Genomic DNA, 21,552 nt, shown 5'->3' with positions numbered 1-21,552 from the left:
ATTGATGTGCAAAAGTACTTATATTTCTTAATCTGTGAAAGCCATGAGGCGCATAGATATTAAGATTTAATTATGAAAACCTATGTTTTTATAATTAAAATTAAGAAAACCGTATGTACTTATAAATAAGTTGAATATGTTAACATACTTGCAGTACGTCTAATTTTTTTGCAGATTGTAGAAATAGTAAGTATGTTTGATATGAATTTAAAATTAAAAGTAATGAAACAATTAATTACAATTTTATTTATCGGGCTTATCAGTTTTTCTATTAACGCTCAAGATAAAGTAGCAAAAATAGAGTTTAAATCTGATACTATTGATTATGGAACTATCGAGAAAGGTTCTAATGGTGTGAGAGTTTTTGAGTTCACAAATACTGGTGATGCTCCTTTAATTATATCTAAAGTGACTTCAAGTTGCGGATGTACGATTCCTAAAAAACCTGAAGGTGCTATTTTACCTGGCGCCACTGGAGAGATTGAAGTGAAGTATGATACTAATAGAGTAAATCCCATTAGAAAAACCATTACGGTCATTTCTAATGCAGAAACGCCTACGGTTGCCTTAAAAATTAAAGGTCTAGTTGTAGATTCCGCAAAAACCAGTGTACTTGATAAAAAGGAAAAAAGTATCGTACAGCAATAAAAGCTATATCTTAAAAAAATTTTAAAGCCTAAATACCCATGTATTTAGGCTTTTTTATTTGAATAAATCTTCCAAGTAGAAATCAAAGCCTAGGATTAGTCCATCTCTATCCACTTTAAGTTTCATATGCTTTCCTATCTCCCCATAAAATAAATCCATAACTTGCTGTAGACTCATTTTATGAGTTGAAACACCATTGACTTCCAAAATAATGTCTCCAATAGTCAAACCAGATATCTGCGCTGGTGAATTTTCCCTTAGCTCCACAATTGCATAAGCTGGTTTTAGAACAATTTTATAACGTGCATCGAGAACAATTTTATTACTGTTGGGCACATTATCACTTCTAACTGATGGTATTGCACTAAGATTGATCTCACCATCATCTCGCTCTTTTATCAATCTAAAACCATCATGCGAAAGTTCAATACCACTTTTATTATAACGAAATTTCTCATTGAACTTGCTATTTTTCTTTAACGTTATTTTTGCTCGCCTATAGTCGAAAACCACATGAAATCGTTTTAAAATATTACCAGCTAAACTTCCATTTCGACCTTTAAACCTTTTAGCTAATGTGATTGACAATGAATCTGGATAAGCAACGTTGGCATCATGCAAAACAAAACTCTTAAGTGAAAAAGCTTGAACTTTTGAACGCTTGCCATAAATACTCCCGCTAAGTCCGTGACCTAGAAAATCATAGAAATGTTTATCACTAGAACCAATTCCTAAGGAATCATTTTCAAATAACCATAAGGAATCGCTCCCTCCGGAATCGATGAGAAGTTTAATGGGAATCGTCTTTTTTTCAATCTGAACCGTGGCATTAACATAAGGTTTATTATTATAAAATTCCAAACTAAGAGATTCACAATTTTTACAATTCCTGTACTCATATTTGTCAGATTCTGTGAGTTTAATATGTTGTTTAACATAATTAATGTGAACAACCATATTTTTAAAAACATCAAATCCTATGATGCCATGAACAGGAACTCCCAATCTAGGCGCGAAACTTAAATTATTATCGTAAATAGCATAGAGTTCCTGGTTCAAATTAATAGCATCACCAATTTTAAAAATATTATTACTGGACCTTAAGGCTTCTACAGCCTCACCCTTTCCTAAGCCTTGTAGATAAATCGTTTCACTATTCTTAATTTTTAGTGTGTCCGTAATATTTAAAAAATTAAATAGAATAGGCTTGCTCACACCGGTATCTAATAAGAATGATAAAGTAACCCCATTAACCTCTACAGGTAAAATAATTAAATTATTAATGAGTTTAAATTTAATTTTGCTAGTCGTTTTTTTATTTTGAATAACAAAATTTCCTTGTGAGAACAATAAATTGGTCACAAAAAAAAGAAGAATTATACCAACAATAAGTTTTTTCATTATCATAGAATGTCTTAGAGTCTTATCAATTTACGCATCTTTAAAATAGGTTCTGGATTTAGACCCATTTTTTAAAAAAACTTTAAGATAATTTTCTCAACTTTGCATCTTAAATTCTAATAAATGCCAACTATTTCAAAAAAAGGGCACCTGATGCCTCAATCGCCTATCAGAAAATTGGTTCCTTATGCTGAAAAGGCGTACAAACAAGGCAAAACAGTTTATCACTTAAACATCGGTCAACCCGATATTAAGACGCCAGAAATAGCTCTAAATGCTATAAAAGAGTTTTCATTAGAAATTTTGGCCTATACACGTTCTGAAGGGTCAGAGTCCTATAGAATGAAAATAGCAGCGTATTATAAAAAGAATAATGTTCAAGTTACCCATGATGATATTATAGTTACTACTGGAGGTAGTGAAGCGCTCCTTTTTGCTTTTGGAAGTATTATGGATGCGGATGACGAAATTATAATCCCTGAACCATTTTATGCTAATTATAACGGCTTCTCAACAGCTTCTGGTGTAAATATCGTACCGGTAATTTCAAAAATTGAGGATAACTTTGCCTTACCTCCTATTGAAGAATTCGAAAAACTTATTACTCCAAAAACCAAAGCCATATTAATCTGTAATCCAGGTAACCCTACCGGCTACTTATATTCTAAAGCAGAAATTGAAAAACTTGCAGCCATCGTAAAAAAACATGATTTGTTTTTAATTGCAGATGAAGTATACCGTGAGTTTACATACGATGGTAACAGGCACTATTCTATAATGGAAGAAGCAGGACTGGAAAATCATGCGATTATGATAGACTCCGTTTCAAAACGCTATAGCATGTGTGGTGCCAGAATAGGCTGTTTGGTTTCAAAAAATAAAAGTGTTATCAATACGGCTCTTAAATTCGCACAAGCCAGATTAAGTCCGCCAACCTTAGCACAAATTGCTAGTGAAGCGGCGCTTGAAACGCCACAGAGTTATTTTGATGATGTTATTTCAGAGTATGTTGAGCGAAGAAACACCCTTATTGAGGAACTGCAAAAAATAGAAGGTGTTAAAGTCGCTAAACCAAAAGGAGCGTTTTATTGCATAGCAGAACTACCTATCACTAATTCTGATGACTTTGCGCAATGGTTACTTGAAGACTTTAGTATAGATAACGAAACGATAATGGTGGCACCGGCAGGTGGGTTTTATTCCACACCTGGAGTAGGTTTAAACCAAATTAGAATTGCTTACGTACTTAAAAAAGAAAGTTTGGTTAGAGCTGTTCATATTTTAAAAGAAGCTCTTAAAGTATATAAAAACTAGTGCATATAGTTGAAAATAAATCTTTAAAATCATATAATACATTTAGTATTGATGCTATAGCAAACCATTTTGTATCGGTAAATTCTATTCAAGATTTGAAAGCCGTTTTGAATTTAGAAGGCTATCCCGAAAAACTTATTCTTGGTGGTGGTAGTAACATGTTACTTACTAAAGATCAAGAATCGCTTGTGATACATGTTAATATCAAAGGCATTTCAGTTATTTCTGAAGATGACCGTTTTGCTATCGTAAAAGCGAATGCAGGCGAAAATTGGCATGAATTTGTACTGTTTTGTTTAGAACATAATCTTGGAGGTGTAGAAAACTTATCATTAATTCCTGGTAATGTCGGTACCGCACCTATTCAAAATATTGGCGCTTATGGCGTTGAATTAAAAGATTCATTTGTATCATGCGAAGCCATCTCTTTGGAAACAATGTCCATTGATACCTTCTCAAAAAATGATTGCAAATTTGGCTATAGAGATTCTATATTTAAAAATGAGGGCAAAGGGAAATATATAGTAACGAGTGTAACTTTTAAGCTCTCAAAACAGAATCACAAATTACATATAAACTACGGCACTATTAGTAATCAACTTGGCGTTATGCATATCACAGAACCTACTATTCAAGAGGTTTCAAAAGCTGTGATTAGCATTAGAGAGAGTAAATTACCAAATCCCAAAGATATTGGAAATAGTGGTAGTTTTTTTAAAAATCCGGTGGTTTCAAAAGCCAAATACGAATCATTGATTACTAATTTTTCCGATATTCCTAGTTATACTATATCTGAAAATGAAATAAAAATTCCGGCAGGATGGCTTATTGAAAAAGCAGGTTTTAAAGGGAAACGTTTTGGAGCATGCGGCGTTCATAAAAAGCAAGCCTTGGTACTGGTTAATTATGGAGGTGCAAAAGGATCAGAAATCCTTGAGCTCTCAAAATTGATTCAAAAAACGGTTGATATTATTTTCGGTATTTTTATTGAAGCTGAAGTAAATATTCTATAATCTAAAAGAAATCTCTAACTTTGAAACTTAAGCTTGACCATTTGAGGTCTTGGCAAAAACGAACAGATTTTGATAGCACCCATTGAAAAAGAAATAGTTACCCTTCTAGCCCATGGCGATAAAAAAGCCATTACGCTTTTATATGACAACTATGCAGACTCGCTTTATGGTGTCATCCAAAAAATTATAACAGACGAGGAGGTCGCCCAAGATGTGCTTCAAGAAACCTTTGTAAAAATATGGCGTTACGCAAAAAAATACGATAGTTCAAAAGCTAAATTATTCACATGGTTGTATAGAATTGCATATAACACGGCCATCGATAAAGTTAGATCTTTAAAAAACAAAACTGAGAAAGAAGTCCAAATCGATACTTCATCCGTATATAAGATAACAACCAACTCTTTAAACCAAGATGTTCTAGACATTCAAAAACATTTAGGAAGTTTAGATGAGAAATATCAAATTGTAATTAATGCGCTTTTCTTTGAAGGGATGACGCAGCAAGAAGCAAGTGAAGAATTAGACATTCCGTTGGGAACTATAAAATCAAGATTAAAAATTGGGTTACGTGAATTGAAAAAAATTTATAATCCTTAACTAAATAACGTCATGAAAGAGAAGATAAATGCTTTTTTAAGCTCTGGTCTTTTAGAAAAATATCTAATAGGTGAGACTAATTTTGGCGAAACTACATTAGTTGAAACCAATATTGCTAAATATCCAGAAGTACAAAACGCCTATAATACGCTGCAATACAACTTAGAGGTTGTTGCAAAAAGTAATGCTGTTGAAGCACCTAAACACGTTTTGAATAATATTTTAGACGAATTAGACGATGCTCCCGTAATATCTTTAAAGAAATCTAAGAAATATAAGTCTTGGTATAAATATAGTATTGCCGCAAGTATTGCTACTTTAATTTTTGCTGGCACATCCTATTTATTTTATACTCAAAATCAAAAACTGGCACAAGAAAATCAAATTGTTGTAGAAGAAATTTTTGATTTGCGTGATGATATTGAGTCTAATAATAAAAAATTAGACGATGTGATGTATCAATTTCAGCAGCTTAACAATCCCGAAACCTATAAGTACATCATGCAAGGTAATAGCCGTGCAAAAGACTTAAAAACAGTTGCCTATATAAACCCTATTGAAAAAACATCGTTGATTGATGTGGTTTCCTTACCACAATTACCTGAAGAACAATGTTACCAAATTTGGGCAGATTTACAAGGTAAAATGGTAAGTTTAGGCATCCTAAGTGAATCTGATAGACAGCTAAGGGCCATTCCATATACTGAAAATGCTTTGGCTTTAAATATTACCATAGAACCAAAAGGAGGAAATACAACAGCTTCTCTAGAAAACACTGTAGCTGCTATTAACCTGCAATAAATAATATATTTCAATACACAAAAGCGCTTACTTTTTTATAAAGTAGGTGCTTTTTCATTTTAAAGGGTCTTACTGTTTTTCCTAAATTTTTAAGGAAAAAGATTATCTTTGTATAAAATTTCTGGGCATGAAACTCTTATTAATCACATTTATTCTATTAGGTATCGGTATTGCTGGCATTGCAATCAAAATTTGGGCAAAAAAAGACGGTAAATTTGCTGGTACCTGTGCGAGTCAAAATCCTATGTTAAATAAAAACGGAGATGCTTGTGGGTTTTGCGGAAAACCACCTGAAGAGTTTTCTAATTGTAATGAACCTGAACATTCATAGCACTACATGGCGGTTCTTGACCTTTTGTTCTACACCTTTATTGTTGTAGTTTCTATTCAAGTTTTTTACTATATTTTTATCTTCGGAAGGTTTGCTTTTTTAAAAGTGCACGAACAGCCTTCAAAAAATTTACCTGTTTCCATAATTATCTGCGCTAAAAATGAAGCCGAAAATCTTCAGGTTTTTTTACCATCTATAATCTCCCAAGACTATCAAAATTTTGAGATTGTTTTAATTAATGATGCTTCAAAAGATAAAACCCTGAAGGTTATAAATGAATTTAAAGCATCTCATCAAAATATCAAAGTGGTTGATGTTATCAGTAATGAAGCGTTCTGGGGTAATAAAAAATACGCACTAACCCTTGGTATAAAAGCCTCATCTCATGACACCTTAATTTTTACAGACGCCGATTGCAAACCTGTTTCAAATCAATGGTTAAAAGAGATGACCGCTCATTTTGATACGCACAAATCCATTGTATTAGGATATGGGACCTATGCAAAAGTCAAGAATTCCTTTCTTAACAAACTCATTCGTTATGAAACCCTAATTACAGCTATTCAGTATTTTTCATTTGCGAAAATCGGGATTCCCTATATGGGTGTTGGCAGAAATCTAGCATATACCAAAAAAGAATTTTTTGATGCTAACGGTTTCATCACGCACATGAAAGTGCGGTCTGGTGATGATGATTTATTTATAAATCAAGTAGCCAACAGCACCAATACTACCATCTGTTTTTCACCGAATAGTTTTACAGAATCCTTACCTAAAACCACATATAAAAGTTGGTTTACACAAAAGAGGCGGCATGTTTCTACAGCCAAATATTACAAAGGCATTCATAAATTTTTACTTGCGTTAATCTACATTTCAAAAATATTGTTTTGGATACTTGCTGTTTTACTGTTGCTCATTTCTTTTAAAACCCTGGCCGTAATTGCCTTGATTCTTTTCATGTTGCTAATACAATATATTATCGTCGGGTGTTCCTCTAAAAAATTAGGTGAGACAGATGTTTTAATTTTACTTCCTATATTAGAAATATTCCTAATTGTTGCGCAATTAACTATCTTTATAAAGAATCTCATCTCAAAACCCAATCATTGGAAATAGAAGAAGCCATTAAGCGTGCTAAAGCAAATGACCAAAAGGCATTTAATCATTTATTAAATTCGTACTGGGATTATGTTTATGGTTTTCAATTAAAGCGGATTCAGAACGAAAATGATGCTGAAGATATTACCATTCAAACCTTCTCTAAAGCCTTTGATAAAATTCAGTCCTTTGATGAAAAATATGCGTTCAAAACCTGGCTGATTGCTATTTCTAAAAACATTCATATTGATTTACTTCGGAAAGAAAAGCATTCAATTACTCAAAACATTTCTGAAAATCACAAAAAGGCATATCAAATTTTAGATGAATCGCCTTCGGCTGAAGATAAGTTAATTACGGAACAGCATTTGGCTAAATTATTAAGAGATATAAAACTCTTAAAGCCACATTATCAAGAGGTTATCAATTTGCGTTACTTTCAAGAATTGAGTTACAAAGAGATTTCTGAAGAACTTAACGAGCCGATGAATAACGTAAAAGTCAAACTTTTGCGCGCTAAAAAACTTCTTGCCGAAATTATCCAGGAAAAAAATGATTTCTAAGATAAAAAATCTAGGTCCAGGTTTATTATTTGCAGGTGCCGCGATTGGCGTGTCCCATTTAGTGCAATCAACCAGAGCAGGTGCCGATTTTGGCCTAGGTCTACTATGGGCGTTACTGCTCGTTAATATTTTCAAATATCCATTTTTTCAATTTGGCCCGCGCTATGCCACTGCTACTGGAGAGAGCTTATTGGAAGGATATCACAAATTAGGCAGAAGCGTTTTAGTAGCTTATTACGTGCTCTCCTTTGCCACGATGTTTACCATTCAAACTGCTGTTACCATTGTGACTGCAGGTTTAGCCTCAACCTTATTTGGCGACTTTGGGCCTTTTTATATTGGAAGCAAATTAATTTCAAGTATTGAAATATGGACGCTTATCATTCTTTTTATTTGCTTAACGATGTTGATGATTGGTAAATACAAGTTGCTGGACAACTTAATGAAAGTGATCATTATCACACTGACAATAAGCACCGTTGTGGCTGTTTCAATAGCATTATGTAATACGACAGAACCCGTTTCATTTAAACAAATACTCCCGAGTAATTCAGTAGAAATCGCATTTTTAATCGCCTTTATGGGTTGGATGCCAGCCCCATTAGATATCTCGGTATGGCACTCACTTTGGGCTATTGAAAAAAACAAAGACACCAATAAATATAACCCTAAATCTGCTTTATTCGATTTTAATATTGGCTATGTCAGTACTATTTTCATAGGCATAGGTTTTCTTTTGTTAGGGGCATTGGTGATGTTCAATAGTGGTAAAACCTTCAGTGCTTCGGCTGGTCAATTTTCATCACAATTGATACATATGTATACGGCAAGCTTAGGAAATTGGTCCTATATCATTATCGGTATTGCCGTATTTACCACTATGTTTAGTACGACACTTACCACGCTCGATGCTTCGCCAAGAGCTATGGAAAAGACAACACAATTGCTTTTTAATAAAAGCGTACCATTAAATTATGGCTTTTGGATTGTACTACTCGTATTAGGTACCATTTTCATCTTTGTATTTTTGGCATCCGAAATGGGATTGTTAATAAAAATCGCCACTATCCTCTCATTTATCACGGCACCATTTTATTCCATAATCAACTATAAACTCATTTCTAGCAAGCATACTCCCGCAGATTGGAGACCTTCAAAATGGCTGCATGTGTTAAGCTGTTTAGGGGTTGCTTTTTTAATCGGTTTTAGCATCTGGTACCTGAGTATTTTGTAATCTATTAAAAGAATACTTTGTATCTTTGCAACCATATTTTTAAGGCATGAACACGGAAACCATTTCAAATATTTTACCTGAACGCCAACCCAAACCCAAGTGGCTTCGCGTAAAGCTTCCAACTGGTAAAAAGTATACCGAATTACGCAGTCTTGTTGATAAATACAAGCTAAATACGATTTGCACGTCTGGTAGCTGCCCGAATATGGGCGAATGTTGGGGAGAGGGCACAGCAACGTTTATGATTTTAGGAAATGTGTGCACACGTTCTTGTGGCTTTTGTGGTGTAAAAACAGGTCGGCCAGAAACCGTTGATTGGGACGAGCCTGAAAAAGTAGCACGATCTATAAAAATTATGCAAATAGAACACGCTGTTTTAACCAGTGTTGATAGAGATGATTTAAAAGATATGGGGAGCATCATATGGGCAGAAACCGTTAAGGCTGTGCGCCGGATGAATCCAGAAACAACTTTAGAAACCTTAATTCCTGATTTTCAGGGGGTAGAACATCATATTGATAGAATTATTCAAGTGGCACCAGAAGTGGTCTCTCATAATATTGAAACCGTGAGACGATTGACTCGTGAAGTACGCATTCAAGCTAAATATGATCGTAGTTTAGGGGTTCTTAAATATTTAAAACAACAAGGCCAGCGCAGAACCAAGTCTGGAATTATGCTTGGTTTAGGCGAAACACGTGAAGAAGTTATTGAAACCTTGCACGATCTAAAAGCGAACGATGTAGACGTGGTTACTATTGGCCAATACCTTCAACCCAGTAAAAAACATTTACCTGTTAAAACCTTTATAAACCCTGATCAGTTTAAAGAATACGAAACCATTGGGTTAGACCTAGGCTTTAGGCATGTTGAAAGTAGTGCTTTGGTACGTTCTTCCTACAAGGCAAAAAAACATATTGATTAATTATGATTCGCGTTGCCATTAATGGCTTTGGTAGAATAGGCCGACGGGTATTCAGGCTTTTGCAAGCGTACAACCATATTGAAGTGGTCGCCATTAATGATTTAGCAGACGCCCGAACCTTAAGTCATTTATTAAAATATGATAGCGTTCACGGTCTGTTTGATGGTGAAATCGGTTTCAATGAAAATTCCATAGTGGTTAATGCTAAAAAGATACCCCTATTAAACCATAAGCATCCCTCAACTATTAATTGGGCTCCTTATAATGTAGATTTTGTTATTGAAGCCTCTGGTAAATTCAAATCTGTTAACGATTTAAATAATCATATTAACAATGGTGCTAAATGTATGATACTTAGTGTTCCTGCAGTAGATGATAATATCAAAACCATTGTCATGGGAGTTAATGATCATCTGCTTGATGGTACCGAAACCATGGTTTCAAATGCCTCGTGCACTACAAATAATGCGGCACCCATGATTAATATCATCAATAAGCTCTGTGGTATTAATCAAGCGTACATAACCACGGTTCATTCGTACACTACAGATCAGAGTTTACATGACCAACCGCATCGCGATTTACGCCGCGCAAGAGCTGCAAGCCAATCTATTGTACCTACCACTACGGGAGCAGCTAAAGCTTTAACTAAAATTTTCCCTGAATTATCAAATGTTATTGGTGGTTGCGGTATTAGAGTGCCTGTAATTAATGGTTCTTTAACAGATATTACTTTAAATGTAAAACGAACTGTTACTATTCAGGACATTAATAGTACATTTAAGGAAGCTTCAAAACAGCATTATAAGTCTATATTGGAGTATACAGAAGACCCTATCGTTTCCATTGATATAGTAGGAAATACACATTCGTGCATTTTTGATTCACAGATGACATCAGTCATAGGAAACATGGTAAAAATTATAGGATGGTACGATAATGAAACTGGATATTCACAACGAATAATTGACTTAATATGCAATTTATCGGAAAAAAAATGTATTTTGTCGATAAAATAATTATATTTGACTATAATTTTGATTAAAATGCCCCAAACAAAAAACCACATATATATTATAGCTTTGCTACTAAGTTTTGGTATATCCTCTCAAAATTCCATTGATGAAGATCCAGAAATACTGCAAAACACCATCAATTATCGAATTTCGCAATCTCAAAAGGAGCTTGAGAATTATAATTACTACCAAGCCCAAAAAAATCTAGATGAAGCGCTATCCTTAGCTAAAAAATTAGATAACAAAAAAAGTATGGGTTTGATCTATGCCATAAAAGGTCAGTTGCAACTCATCATCGAAGAACCGGATAATGCGATAAAATCGCTCAATAAAGCCATTGAAGTCCAGCGATTTAATAAGGATGATGCCAATTTGGGGAGTTCCTTCAAAACGTTAGGAGAAGTTTATATTAGCAAAAAGAATTATTACCAGGCCTTAGATTATTTTATTTCTGCAAAATCATTATTTGAACAGGAAGAACTAAATGATCAATTGGCTGAAGCCTTACTTTTTGAAGGTAAGACATACATGAGTATAAAAAACTACCGTAAAGCCAGAATAACCATTGAGCGAGCCATTGCCCTAGCAAAAAGACATGGCATACAAAAAACGGAAAGTCATGCCCTTATTAACCATGGTGTTGTTTATAATAAATTGGGAGACAGCCAAAAAGGATTAGATTTTGCCACAGAAGGGGTTATCATTGCGAAAAGAAACAAATACAGAAGCATCCTTAATGAAGGGTATTTAATTCTAAGTCAGATAAACGAGGATTTAGGCAACTACGAACAAGCTACTAAGTATCTTAAAGCACACATGCGTCTCTCTGATTCCTTACAACTCTTGAAACGAGCAAACGCATCAAAAGATGAAGAAATACAATATTTGCTTAATGATGAAATTGAAAAGAACAAAGAAGTTGTTGAAAAACTGGAACAGGCTAAAGATGATAAGGATTTAAGTGCTTTGATTTCAATTTTAAGCGTAGCACTAATTACCATTCTATCTTTATTGACATTGTCCCTTTACAAGAATAACAACATCCGATTAAAGACCAATAACATGCTCCAAAAAAAGAATGGGGAACTGATTATTGCAAAAGAGAAAGCAGAATTAGCCTCAAAAACAAAGGCGAATTTTTTATCAACGGTTACGCATGAGTTACGTACCCCGCTTTACGCAGTAACTGGGTTAAGTAACATGCTCTTGGATGAAAACCCTAAACCTGAACAAATCCAGCATTTAAAATCACTGAAATTTTCAGGAGACTATTTACTAACCTTTATTAACGATATTCTTCAAATAAATAAAATTGAAGCCAATAAGGTTGATATTGATCCAGAATCGTTCAACCTTAAAAAGAAAATAAATAATATTGTTTTAGCTTTAAATAATTCAGCATTAAACAATAGTATTACTATTCATTTTGAGTATGATAAAGATTTGCCTGAAAATTTCATAGCAGATCAGCTGAAAATTTCTCAGATTTTAATCAATCTGATTGGAAATTCAATCAAGTTCACTAAAAATGGTGATATCTGGATTAGAGTTTATAAAATTGAGCAAAAAGACAAAAATTACACACTTCGCTTTGAAGTAGAAGATAATGGGATTGGGATTAGTCAGGAAAAGCAAGATAATATGTTTGAAAGCTTCTCTCAAGGGTCTATACAAATCAATAGAAAGTACGGCGGTACTGGTTTAGGCTTATCTATTGTAAAGGGATTAATTGAAATTCTAAAAGGAAAAATCTATTTAAGAAGTGAACTTGAGAAAGGAACCACCTTTTATTTTGAAATCCCCTTAGAGTACAGTCCTATGGAAGAGGTTAAAGAGAAGAAACCTACTTATTTTTCAGATGATAAAAAATTAGATATTAGCAACGTGAAAATCCTTGTGGTTGAAGACAATAAAATAAATCAAATGATAACTAAAAAGATTCTGACTAAAATGAATCTTAAATGTGACATTGTGGACAACGGTGAAGAAGCTGTTGACATGATTAAAACAAGTAATTATGACATTGTTTTGATGGATATTCACATGCCAGGAATTAGTGGTATTGAAGCTACCAAAATAGTAAGAACCTTTGACAAGGAATTAACCATTTTCGCCTTGACTGCAGTGACTATAGAAGATAAAATGCACGAGTTTGATGAGGCTGGGTTTACAGATATTATCCCTAAGCCGTTTAAACAAGAAGAGTTTGAAAAGAAACTTTACAATGCACTATCTTCAAAACAGGATTCTTCAGCAACGGCTTAAAAACGAGTTAAAAAAGCCATTATTTGTTGCTTGAATTTTAAGGGATCATTTAATTCAACTACTATGGGCAAGTAGTACAACTTGTCTTTTAACTTTACGTACTTTTTTAAACGCACAAAGTCTTTTTCGGTAGTGAGAATTAAAGCCTTTTCTTCTAAAATCTTAATATCTTGATCTGAAAATTCATGATGATCCTTATAATTCAAATGCTCAAAATGCAGCTTTTTTGTTTTCAAATAATTCACTAAGGGCTCTGCATTGGCGATACCTGTAACTAATGTAAAATCGTTGATTTGCTCTAAAGGTTTTATAGAACTTTCAGAGATAATTTGATTGCCATATTTAATACTGCTAAAGAAAACGGATTGGTACGGTAATGGATTTATCAACTTAATTATTTCCGCTTTCTTATTTTCAGATACTACGTGAGGGCACTTAGTAACTATAATAATATCAGCCCGTTTTGCACCACTTTGTGGTTCTCTTAAATTGCCCGTTGGCAACACGAAGTCATTAACATACAGATTCTCAAAAGTAGTTAGCAATACATTTAATCCTGTCTTTACTTTTCTATGCTGAAAGGCATCATCCAACAAAATGATTTCTGGAACATTCTCCAAATGTCGTAATTCATTTATGCCATGGGTCCTATCGGCATCCACTGCTACAGAAATAGCACTTCCAAATTTGCTATAAAATTGATACGGTTCATCGCCAAGGCTTTCTGCCGATGATTCATGATTACCTAGTTGGAAACCTGTCGTTTTACGTTTGTAGCCTCTACTTAAGGTAGCCACATTATAATCGTTTTTTAAAAGCGCAATTAAATATTCAATCATCGGGGTTTTACCTGTGCCACCAACGCTTAAATTTCCAACACAAATCACAGGAAAGTTATACGATTTAGATTTTTTTATGCCTAGATCATACAATCTGTTTCGCAACCAAGTCACCAAATAATATACAGGAACAAACGGAAAAGCGATGTATCTTATTAATTTCATTATAGCAAAGTAAATATTTTATATTTGTTTAATAATCAAATGATGAAAATATTATGATTGTTCAAGATGTTATTAACCATTTAGAAACATTTGCCCCTTTGGCATACGCCGAAGACTTTGATAACGTAGGCCTATTGGTTGGTGATAAAAACGAAAATATCACTGGCATATTAGTCACATTGGATACCCTTGAAGCAGTAGTTGATGAAGCCATAGAAACCCATTGCAATCTTATTGTTAGCTTCCATCCTATCATTTTTAAAGGTCTAAAAAAATTGACTGGAAAAAACTATGTGGAACGTGTGGTCATAAAAGCCATTAAAAATAATATTGCGATTTATAGTATGCATACGGCATTGGACAATGCTATGGAAGGTGTAAATAATATGATTTGTAACCAATTAGAATTAACAAATAAACGAATTTTAATTCCGCAAAGCGGCACCATCAAAAAACTTACCACCTACGTCCCTAAAGAAGAAGCAGAACAATTACGAACCGCATTATTTCACGCTGGTGCTGGAAGTATAGGGCATTATTCCGATTGTAGTTTTAATGTTAACGGCATAGGTACATTTAAAGGGAATGATAACTCCAACCCCACAAAGGGTGAAAAAGGTCATATTCATCATGAGCAGGAAACACAAGTCTCTGTCACTTTCCCCAAGCATTTGGAACCTGAAATATTGCAGACCTTATTTAAAACGCATTCCTATGAAGAAGTCGCTTATGAGGTCGTGACCATAGAAAACAAAAATCAACATATTGGCATGGGCATGATAGGCGAGCTGAAAACAGCTTTAGAGGAATCTGATTTTTTAAAACATGTTAAAAACAAAATGAAAACGGAAGGCATTCGCCATTCAAATTTCATAAATAAACCCATTAAAAAAGTAGCTGTATTAGGAGGATCGGGAAGTTTTGCTATTGAAGCAGCAAAAGCCGCTGGAGCTGATGCATTTATTACAGCCGATTTAAAATATCATGACTTCTTTACTGCCGAAAACGCCATACTTTTGGCAGACATAGGACATTATGAAAGTGAGCAGTTCACAAAAAACCTTTTAGTAGCGTATCTTACAAAAAAAATTACTAATTTTGCCATCATTTTATCAAGGACAAATACCAATCCCATTAAGTATTTTTAAAGTATGGCTAAAAAGAAAGAAGTAACTGTTGAAGAGCGTTTAAGAGCGTTGTACGATTTACAACTTATAGATTCTCGTATAGATGAAATAAGAAATGTTCGTGGAGAACTTCCATTAGAAGTTCGTGATTTAGAAGATGAAGTTGCTGGACTAAACATCAGATTAGAAAAATTAGTCTCAAATTTAGAAGTTATTGATAACGATATTACTTCTAAAAAGAATCTTATCGAAGAATCTAAATCTTTAATCAAGAAATATAGTGAGCAACAAAAGAATGTTAGAAATAACAGGGAGTTTAACTCATTAACTAAAGAAGTTGAATTTCAAGAATTAGAAATCGAACTGGCCGACAAGCATATTAAGGAATTCAAAGTTCAAATTGAACAGAAAAAGGAAGTCATCAACGAAACGAAAGAGCGTTTAAAAGAAAGACAATCACACCTGAAACATAAAAAGAGTGAGCTTGATGCTATTTTAGCCGAAACTGAAAAGGAAGAAAAAGCATTATTAGAAAAATCTGAAGCATACAAAACCCAGATTGAAGATCGTTTAGTTGCAGCTTACGCTAGAATTAGAAGAAACGTAAAGAATGGTTTAGCCGTGGTGCCGATTGAAAGAGGTGCTTCTGGAGGTTCTTTTTTCACCATTCCCCCTCAAGTTCAAGTTGAAATTGCTTCTCGCAAAAAAGTAATTACAGATGAACATAGTGGCCGTATCTTAGTGGATGCAGCCCTTGCTGAAGAACAAAAAGCTAAAATGGAAAAGATGTTTTCTAAACTCTAGTCCATTTTTAAAATATACTTTTAAAAGCCTTCAAGTAATTTGAAGGCTTTTTTTATGCCTAATAATTTGGGCGTTACCCTCCCGATAGCTATCGGAAGGGTCGGGCTTTCCGCTACAATCTTTTGCAAAAAAGCAAAAGGATTTCCACTGCAATCCCTAACGCGGGACAGTCCGCAGTAACACTCTTCAGTTTGAAGTTCAAACATACCAATATAATAAATTAAAAAAAACACCCCTATAATCCCCTCTAGGGGATAACCTAACGATAACAAAACACAATTTTAAAAAAAAAACAAAACCTCAACAAAAGTCAAGTCCCAACTTCCTACACGGTCGGAATCATCAATATGAAGAAATAAAGAGTGAAGGAACGGAGTCGCAAAGCGCAGCTTTAGGCGCGTAATTCCGAGAGCGAATGGTGCTTTAACAATTTCCTCAGATTGATATGATCTTTTTGTTTTGTATTTAGCTTGAAATGTCTACTAGGTATTCCTAAAAAAGCGAAATAGTGCATCAAGGCAAAATGAACATAAATAAATTAAGGTTTCGTACTTTTATGCGACTATTACCCATTGTGCATTTTGAGTGAATTTGTATCGAGAATAAAAGTTTACGTGTTAAAAACTGTTCTCGATACAAAATTCTTGTAGAATTTCACTCGAACTGACATCCTTTTAGTATAAAAATTCAAAATGCACAACGCGTGTCTATTTAAAAAGAAAAAAAGAATTCTTATGAAAAAAATATTTCCCTTATTGCTATTGGCGTTATTCTATAACTGTAAAAATGCTGCTCAAACCAATGAAGAACAAAACAGCCTCCTAACAAAAGCTCCCGTCGAGGTTCCTATTGTCAACGGTAAAGCCCGAGCTTATTTTGCAAGCGGTTGCTTTTGGTGTGTGGAAGCCGTTTATGAAAGCGTAAAAGGGGTTGAAGAATCGGTTAGTGGTTATTCTGGCGGACATACCAAAAACCCAACTTATGAAGCTAGTAATACGGGAAGAACAGGACATGCTGAGGCTGTAGAAATTATTTACGATCCCAATATAGTCAGTTTCGCTACTCTGGTTGATGTTTACTTTGGTTCGCAAAATCCAACGCAACTTAATGGCCAAGGTCCCGATAATGGCTCTCAATACCGATCTATTATTTTTTATCAAAATGACGAACAAAAAGACATTATTGAATCCAAAAAAGCGGCACTAGAAAAAAAATTGAATAAAACAGTTGCTGCAGAAGTTTATCCGTTTCAAAAGTTTTGGGTTGCTGAAGACTACCATCAAAACTACGAACGCTTACACCCGAATAATGGTTATATCAGAAATGTTTCTATACCACGCTTAAATAAATTTAAAGCGAAATTTCCAGAATTACTTAAGGATAGTCATTAGAATATAAAGGAAACCATAGTCACTATAACTTAGTAGCCTTTAAAGTAAAAATTAAAGGATATAATTTATCTTTTGTTACATACATCCCCGTTTCGGTTTTTATCAAATCTGGTAACACATCGTACGGACTTTCATCATACTCTTTTAAATAGTCTATACGCAATCCAGCTTCTGTTAAAGCAGAAACAACTTCCCCTAAACCGTGGTTCCAGCCGTATTCTTTACTTACCATGTTTGACGATTCATCAGCGTAGGTGCCTTCATATTCTTCATAAATTACGCCCTTCTGCAAATATCCATATGTCATTTCTGATTTACCTTCCGTATAATCAAACATCCAAACTATCGGATGGAATTCAGCCATAAAAAATGTGCCACCCACATTTAGTTTTTCTGCAATCATTTTTCCCCAAGGTTTTAAGTCGGGTAACCAACCAATAACGCCATAACTGGTGAAAACAATATCAAAAGTATCTGTTACAAATTCAGAAGTCTCTAAAACATTACAGCAAACAAATTTGGCATCTAAGTGCAACTCATTATTTAAGCTTTCCGCCAGTTTTATACCGGCATCACTTAAATCTACCCCCGTACATTTGGCTCCCATCCTACTCCAACTCAGGGTATCTTGACCAAAATGACATTGCAAGTGAAGTAAGGATTTTCCTTCTACATCGCCCAAAGCCTCCAATTCATAAGGCATTAAGGAAGATTTTCCGTTTTTAAAAGCTTCTAAATCGTATAGGTCACTCTGCGCATGAACCTCAACTTTCTCATTCCATGTGACTTTGTTTACCTTGAAATACTCGGTGTTCGTTTTCATAACAAAAGTTTAAAGTTCTAATATATAACAAGTTCAGCAATCTTATATATCTTTGAAAAAATTCAATTATGAAAAAATTAATATTTGTTCTCTGTATTGCAGTTGCCATATTTTCCTGTAAAAATGATACAAAAACAATTTCTGAAACGAACTCGAAGCCATTAACTATAGCTGAAAAAATTGCAAATGCGCATGGTTTTAAACTTTGGGATAAAGTTTCTGAAATTAAATTCACCTTCAACGTAGATAGAGATAGCGTGTATTTTGAAAGACGATGGATTTGGAAACCAAAAACCAACGAGGTAATCTTAATAAACAAGAATGACACGATTAGCTACATTAGAACTCAAATTGATTCTACCAATATGCAAGCAGATCAGGGGTTTATAAACGACAAATTTTGGTTGTTAGTACCGTATCAACTTGTTTGGGATACGGGTACAACCATAACCGAGCCAGTCAAAGCTGAGTCACCAATAAGTAAAACCAATTTGAATAAGATTACACTAACCTATTCCAATGATGGCGGCTATACTCCAGGCGATGCTTATGATTTATTTTATGACGATACCTTTCTAATTCAAGAGTGGATATATAGAAAAGTCAATGCTACAGAACCCACCATGGCAACAACTTTCGAAAATTACAAAATGTTTAATGGTATAAAAATAGCGACCGAACATAAAAAGGAAAACGCCAACTGGAACCTCAATTTTACTAATATTGAAGTTGTTTTGGAATGACATTCATAATGAAGAATATATTTATTGGTCATTCGTTATCATACCAGTAAGCACAAATTTGATGACAATAGACAAAAAACACCCCTAGAGTCCCCTCAAGGGGACATACAAGACCAAAACAGGTCAGTCAATAATCAGACAAATATTTGTCACTGGTAAAACACTGTATAATCACATATATTTTGTGTAGGTAGAAAATCAAAATACGAACTACAAACGTATATATAATATAATCTTCCGCGTCACGCGTCTATTATATTCCTAAAGCTTTTTAATTATTTCAGTTAAGAAGCTTTTTCAATGAACTCATCTTGACTTTTTGTTTTTAACCGAAAACGAGATAAAATTTGTACAGATGAGATACTTTTTGAAAGGCATAGCATCGCTACGAATAAAAAAAGTAACGAAATATGAGCGAATTTTAGCCGTTTTTTAGGAAACAGAAAAAGTCAAGATGAGTTCAATTCATAAACTATCCCTTAAAGTTTTCTTTCACATGAGAGCCATCACAGTAAGGCTTGGTGTGGGATGCACCACATCTGCAAAATGCTGTTGATTTAGTTTTAGTTTCTGTTGCCCCGTCCTTAAGTGTCACTTCTAAGGTTCCTGAAACTAATAAGGGGCCATTCCCCAATACTTGAACTTTTATTTCTGAAGTTTCAGATGTCTTTTCAGTGTCACCATTCTTATAAGAACTCAATGCCCCAGACGGACATTCCTTTACTTGGCTAATTAACGCTTCCGTTGTCGCATTATCAATTTTTATCCATGGGCGTTCACCAGGTTGAAATACTTTTGGCAAACCATTGACGCAATTTGCAGAATGTATACAAGACTCTGGTTTCCAAACCACTGTAATCTCGCCGTTAGAAAATTCTTTTGTTTTACCCATATCCCTAAGTTTTTTAATAAATATACAAAAAAAAACATAGGCTATCAAGATGTAAAACAGCAGCTTTATTTCTAAGATTATAATGCTTATTTTTGTTAGAAACACAAAACCAAAACACATTGTCTATCCATCAATTAGGTCTTAAATATGCACAGCAATTGGACCATGAAGATGCTTTAAATCATTATAGAAATCAATTTCACATTCCTAAGGATGCAGCAGGTAACACACTCATCTACATGACTGGAAATTCTTTAGGGCTACAACCTAAAGCAACGAAAGCCTATGTTAATCAAGAACTTGACGACTGGGCTAATTTAGGAGTAGAAGGGCATACAGAAGGAGAAACACCATGGTTAAACTACCACGAATTCCTTACTGAAAGCATGTCGAAAATTGTTGGCGCAAAACCCATGGAAGTGGTTGTTATGAACACTCTAACGGCAAACCTTCACTTAATGATGGTTTCCTTTTACAAACCCACAAAAACGCGTTATAAAATTCTTATTGAAAGCGATGCCTTCCCTTCAGATAAATATGCGGTAGAATCACAATTACGACATCATGGCTATGATGACAAAGCGGGTTTAATACTCTGGAAGCCTAAAAAAGACGAGACACTTTTACAATATGAAGACTTAGAAACCATCCTTGAAGAACATGGGCATGAAATAGCACTTATTATGATTGGTGGTGTTAATTATTACACGGGACAGTTTTTCGACTTAAAACGTATCACAACATTGGGACACGATTTTGGGTGCACTGTTGGTTTTGACTGTGCTCACGGTGCTGGTAACGTAGCGCTTAATTTACACGATTCAGGTGTAGATTTTGCTGTTTGGTGTACGTACAAATATTTAAATTCCGGCCCAGGCAGTTTAGCAGGTTGTTTTGTGCATGAGCGACATGCTTATAAAAAAGATTTAAATCGATTTACAGGTTGGTGGAGCCATAACAAGGAAACACGTTTTAAAATGCGTGATGAATTCGACCAATTACCGGGTGCAGAAGGTTGGCAATTGAGTAATCCACCCATTTTATCTATGGCAGCAATAAAGGCTTCGTTGGATATATTTAATGAAGTCGGGTTCGATAATTTGATTGATAAATCTAAAAAATTAACAGGTTATTTTGAATTCCTATTGAAGCAACTTGGAGAACATGTGATAAAAATTATTACGCCAGAAAACCCGGATGAACGTGGTTGTCAAATATCCATTCAGGTAAAAAATGCAAACAAAACATTACATGACACATTAACCCAAGCTGGTGTGATAAGTGATTGGAGGGAACCAGACGTTATTCGTTGTGCGCCAGTACCACTTTATAATTCATTTGAAGATGTTTTTAGATTGGTTGAGAAACTGAAAGGAATATTTTCTCTCCCTAACCCTCTCTCTCCGAAGGAGAGGGAACTGAGGCGGATTTTTAAACGTGAAAAATAGTATGCAAGATGGAATTAACAGACTTTAGCAGAAAGTCAAGTCCCAAATCAATTCACAGAATTGAACATTGAAATGCAGAATATAAAAATCAAATTGTTAAAAATTTTT

Annotated in this window: 21 protein-coding genes; 17 read left to right on the top strand and 4 right to left on the bottom strand. The window is 34.3% G+C overall.

Features of this window, described 5'->3' with window-relative positions:
* Window positions 1-222: 222 nt before the first annotated feature.
* Window positions 223-648: a DUF1573 domain-containing protein gene (locus FAF07_RS12635; RefSeq protein ID WP_142785444.1), complete on the top strand. Its 426-nt coding sequence runs from the start codon at window positions 223-225 to the stop codon at window positions 646-648.
* 54 nt (window positions 649-702) lie between these two features.
* Here the strand turns inward: FAF07_RS12635 and FAF07_RS12630 are convergent, their stop codons facing one another.
* On the bottom strand, window positions 703-2,049 hold the full coding sequence (locus FAF07_RS12630) for an aspartyl protease family protein (RefSeq protein WP_142785443.1): 1,347 nt from the start codon (window positions 2,047-2,049) through the stop codon (window positions 703-705).
* Between the two features lie 123 nt (window positions 2,050-2,172).
* Here FAF07_RS12630 and FAF07_RS12625 point away from each other — a divergent pair, with 123 nt between their 5' ends.
* The 11 genes from FAF07_RS12625 to FAF07_RS12575 all read left to right on the top strand — a co-directional run bounded on the left by FAF07_RS12625 (window position 2,173) and on the right by FAF07_RS12575 (window position 13,212).
* A complete protein-coding gene (locus FAF07_RS12625; protein ID WP_142785442.1) occupies window positions 2,173-3,363 on the top strand; it encodes a pyridoxal phosphate-dependent aminotransferase in 1,191 nt (396 codons plus the stop codon).
* Window positions 3,363-4,376, top strand: a complete 1,014-nt coding sequence (gene murB / locus FAF07_RS12620) for a UDP-N-acetylmuramate dehydrogenase (protein ID WP_142785441.1) — start codon at window positions 3,363-3,365, stop codon at window positions 4,374-4,376. Before FAF07_RS12625 ends, murB begins: the two co-directional genes overlap by 1 nt.
* Window positions 4,377-4,445: 69 nt before the next feature.
* Entirely contained in the window at window positions 4,446-4,976 is a 531-nt protein-coding gene (locus FAF07_RS12615; RefSeq protein WP_142785440.1) for an RNA polymerase sigma factor, read from the top strand.
* A 12-nt stretch (window positions 4,977-4,988) separates the two neighbouring features.
* Window positions 4,989-5,777, top strand: a complete 789-nt coding sequence (locus FAF07_RS12610) for an anti-sigma factor (protein WP_142785439.1) — start codon at window positions 4,989-4,991, stop codon at window positions 5,775-5,777.
* A 127-nt stretch (window positions 5,778-5,904) separates the two neighbouring features.
* Entirely contained in the window at window positions 5,905-6,108 is a 204-nt protein-coding gene (locus FAF07_RS12605) for a membrane or secreted protein (RefSeq protein WP_142785438.1), read from the top strand.
* A gap of 6 nt (window positions 6,109-6,114) precedes the next feature.
* The gene (locus FAF07_RS12600; RefSeq protein WP_142785437.1) at window positions 6,115-7,227 is read left to right on the top strand and encodes a glycosyltransferase; all 1,113 of its coding nucleotides are present in this window, start codon (window positions 6,115-6,117) and stop codon (window positions 7,225-7,227) included.
* Entirely contained in the window at window positions 7,218-7,772 is a 555-nt protein-coding gene (locus tag FAF07_RS12595; protein ID WP_142785436.1) for an RNA polymerase sigma factor, read from the top strand. The genes FAF07_RS12600 and FAF07_RS12595 overlap by 10 nt, the downstream gene beginning before the upstream one ends.
* Entirely contained in the window at window positions 7,762-9,006 is a 1,245-nt protein-coding gene (locus FAF07_RS12590) for an Nramp family divalent metal transporter (protein WP_142785435.1), read from the top strand. The genes FAF07_RS12595 and FAF07_RS12590 overlap by 11 nt, the downstream gene beginning before the upstream one ends.
* Before the next feature lie 46 nt (window positions 9,007-9,052).
* Complete coding sequence (lipA, locus tag FAF07_RS12585; RefSeq protein WP_142785434.1) at window positions 9,053-9,931, top strand: lipoyl synthase; 879 nt, start codon at window positions 9,053-9,055, stop codon at window positions 9,929-9,931.
* A 2-nt stretch (window positions 9,932-9,933) separates the two neighbouring features.
* Window positions 9,934-10,950 (top strand): type I glyceraldehyde-3-phosphate dehydrogenase, encoded by a 1,017-nt coding sequence (gene gap, locus FAF07_RS12580; protein WP_142785433.1) that lies wholly within the window; start codon window positions 9,934-9,936, stop codon window positions 10,948-10,950.
* A gap of 27 nt (window positions 10,951-10,977) precedes the next feature.
* Window positions 10,978-13,212, top strand: a complete 2,235-nt coding sequence (locus FAF07_RS12575; protein ID WP_142785432.1) for an ATP-binding response regulator — start codon at window positions 10,978-10,980, stop codon at window positions 13,210-13,212.
* On the opposite strand, the gene lpxK is transcribed toward FAF07_RS12575, so the two are convergent.
* Window positions 13,209-14,216: a tetraacyldisaccharide 4'-kinase gene (gene lpxK / locus FAF07_RS12570; RefSeq protein ID WP_142785431.1), complete on the bottom strand. Its 1,008-nt coding sequence runs from the start codon at window positions 14,214-14,216 to the stop codon at window positions 13,209-13,211. The two genes, FAF07_RS12575 and lpxK, sit on opposite strands and share 4 nt — an antisense overlap.
* Before the next feature lie 53 nt (window positions 14,217-14,269).
* Between lpxK and FAF07_RS12565 the strand changes: the two genes are divergently transcribed.
* The 3 genes from FAF07_RS12565 to msrA all read left to right on the top strand — a co-directional run bounded on the left by FAF07_RS12565 (window position 14,270) and on the right by msrA (window position 17,538).
* The gene (locus tag FAF07_RS12565; protein WP_142785430.1) at window positions 14,270-15,364 is read left to right on the top strand and encodes a Nif3-like dinuclear metal center hexameric protein; all 1,095 of its coding nucleotides are present in this window, start codon (window positions 14,270-14,272) and stop codon (window positions 15,362-15,364) included.
* A 3-nt stretch (window positions 15,365-15,367) separates the two neighbouring features.
* Complete coding sequence (locus FAF07_RS12560; protein ID WP_142785429.1) at window positions 15,368-16,147, top strand: zinc ribbon domain-containing protein; 780 nt, start codon at window positions 15,368-15,370, stop codon at window positions 16,145-16,147.
* Window positions 16,148-16,881: 734 nt separating this feature from the next.
* The gene (msrA, locus tag FAF07_RS12555; RefSeq protein ID WP_142785428.1) at window positions 16,882-17,538 is read left to right on the top strand and encodes a peptide-methionine (S)-S-oxide reductase MsrA; all 657 of its coding nucleotides are present in this window, start codon (window positions 16,882-16,884) and stop codon (window positions 17,536-17,538) included.
* 22 nt (window positions 17,539-17,560) lie between these two features.
* On the opposite strand, the gene FAF07_RS12550 is transcribed toward msrA, so the two are convergent.
* Window positions 17,561-18,361, bottom strand: coding sequence for a class I SAM-dependent methyltransferase (locus tag FAF07_RS12550; RefSeq protein WP_142785427.1), 801 nt, complete (start codon window positions 18,359-18,361; stop codon window positions 17,561-17,563).
* Between the two features lie 68 nt (window positions 18,362-18,429).
* Here FAF07_RS12550 and FAF07_RS12545 point away from each other — a divergent pair, with 68 nt between their 5' ends.
* Window positions 18,430-19,104: a hypothetical protein gene (locus FAF07_RS12545; protein ID WP_142785426.1), complete on the top strand. Its 675-nt coding sequence runs from the start codon at window positions 18,430-18,432 to the stop codon at window positions 19,102-19,104.
* 472 nt (window positions 19,105-19,576) lie between these two features.
* Here FAF07_RS12545 and FAF07_RS12540 read toward each other — a convergent pair whose 3' ends face one another.
* On the bottom strand, window positions 19,577-19,996 hold the full coding sequence (locus FAF07_RS12540) for a (4Fe-4S)-binding protein (protein ID WP_142785425.1): 420 nt from the start codon (window positions 19,994-19,996) through the stop codon (window positions 19,577-19,579).
* Window positions 19,997-20,121: 125 nt separating this feature from the next.
* On the opposite strand from FAF07_RS12540, the gene kynU reads away from it, so the two are divergent.
* The gene (gene kynU / locus FAF07_RS12535) at window positions 20,122-21,444 is read left to right on the top strand and encodes a kynureninase (protein ID WP_142786619.1); all 1,323 of its coding nucleotides are present in this window, start codon (window positions 20,122-20,124) and stop codon (window positions 21,442-21,444) included.
* The last annotated feature ends 108 nt before the right edge of the window (window positions 21,445-21,552 follow it).

The organism is Changchengzhania lutea (genome assembly GCF_006974145.1).
GTDB lineage: Bacteria > Bacteroidota > Bacteroidia > Flavobacteriales > Flavobacteriaceae > Changchengzhania > Changchengzhania lutea.
The sequence above is the reverse complement of the archived record's forward strand: the minus strand, read 5'-3'. Positions and strand labels throughout refer to the sequence as shown.

What these genes read in the sequence shown, in the direction of transcription:
- FAF07_RS12590 (WP_142785435.1), top strand. Translation starts at nt 7,762, where the DNA reads ATGATTTCTAAGATAAAAAATCTAGGTCCAGGTTTATTATTTGCAGGT.
- FAF07_RS12600 (WP_142785437.1), top strand. Translation starts at nt 6,115, where the DNA reads ATGGCGGTTCTTGACCTTTTGTTCTACACCTTTATTGTTGTAGTTTCT.
- FAF07_RS12605 (WP_142785438.1), top strand. Translation starts at nt 5,905, where the DNA reads ATGAAACTCTTATTAATCACATTTATTCTATTAGGTATCGGTATTGCT.
- lpxK (WP_142785431.1), bottom strand. Translation starts at nt 14,216, where the DNA reads ATGAAATTAATAAGATACATCGCTTTTCCGTTTGTTCCTGTATATTAT.
- FAF07_RS12575 (WP_142785432.1), top strand. Translation starts at nt 10,978, where the DNA reads ATGCCCCAAACAAAAAACCACATATATATTATAGCTTTGCTACTAAGT.
- FAF07_RS12550 (WP_142785427.1), bottom strand. Translation starts at nt 18,361, where the DNA reads ATGAAAACGAACACCGAGTATTTCAAGGTAAACAAAGTCACATGGAAT.
- FAF07_RS12565 (WP_142785430.1), top strand. Translation starts at nt 14,270, where the DNA reads ATGATTGTTCAAGATGTTATTAACCATTTAGAAACATTTGCCCCTTTG.
- FAF07_RS12560 (WP_142785429.1), top strand. Translation starts at nt 15,368, where the DNA reads ATGGCTAAAAAGAAAGAAGTAACTGTTGAAGAGCGTTTAAGAGCGTTG.
- FAF07_RS12635 (WP_142785444.1), top strand. Translation starts at nt 223, where the DNA reads ATGAAACAATTAATTACAATTTTATTTATCGGGCTTATCAGTTTTTCT.
- msrA (WP_142785428.1), top strand. Translation starts at nt 16,882, where the DNA reads ATGAAAAAAATATTTCCCTTATTGCTATTGGCGTTATTCTATAACTGT.
- gap (WP_142785433.1), top strand. Translation starts at nt 9,934, where the DNA reads ATGATTCGCGTTGCCATTAATGGCTTTGGTAGAATAGGCCGACGGGTA.
- FAF07_RS12630 (WP_142785443.1), bottom strand. Translation starts at nt 2,049, where the DNA reads ATGAAAAAACTTATTGTTGGTATAATTCTTCTTTTTTTTGTGACCAAT.
- FAF07_RS12545 (WP_142785426.1), top strand. Translation starts at nt 18,430, where the DNA reads ATGAAAAAATTAATATTTGTTCTCTGTATTGCAGTTGCCATATTTTCC.
- lipA (WP_142785434.1), top strand. Translation starts at nt 9,053, where the DNA reads ATGAACACGGAAACCATTTCAAATATTTTACCTGAACGCCAACCCAAA.
- FAF07_RS12625 (WP_142785442.1), top strand. Translation starts at nt 2,173, where the DNA reads ATGCCAACTATTTCAAAAAAAGGGCACCTGATGCCTCAATCGCCTATC.
- FAF07_RS12610 (WP_142785439.1), top strand. Translation starts at nt 4,989, where the DNA reads ATGAAAGAGAAGATAAATGCTTTTTTAAGCTCTGGTCTTTTAGAAAAA.
- FAF07_RS12540 (WP_142785425.1), bottom strand. Translation starts at nt 19,996, where the DNA reads ATGGGTAAAACAAAAGAATTTTCTAACGGCGAGATTACAGTGGTTTGG.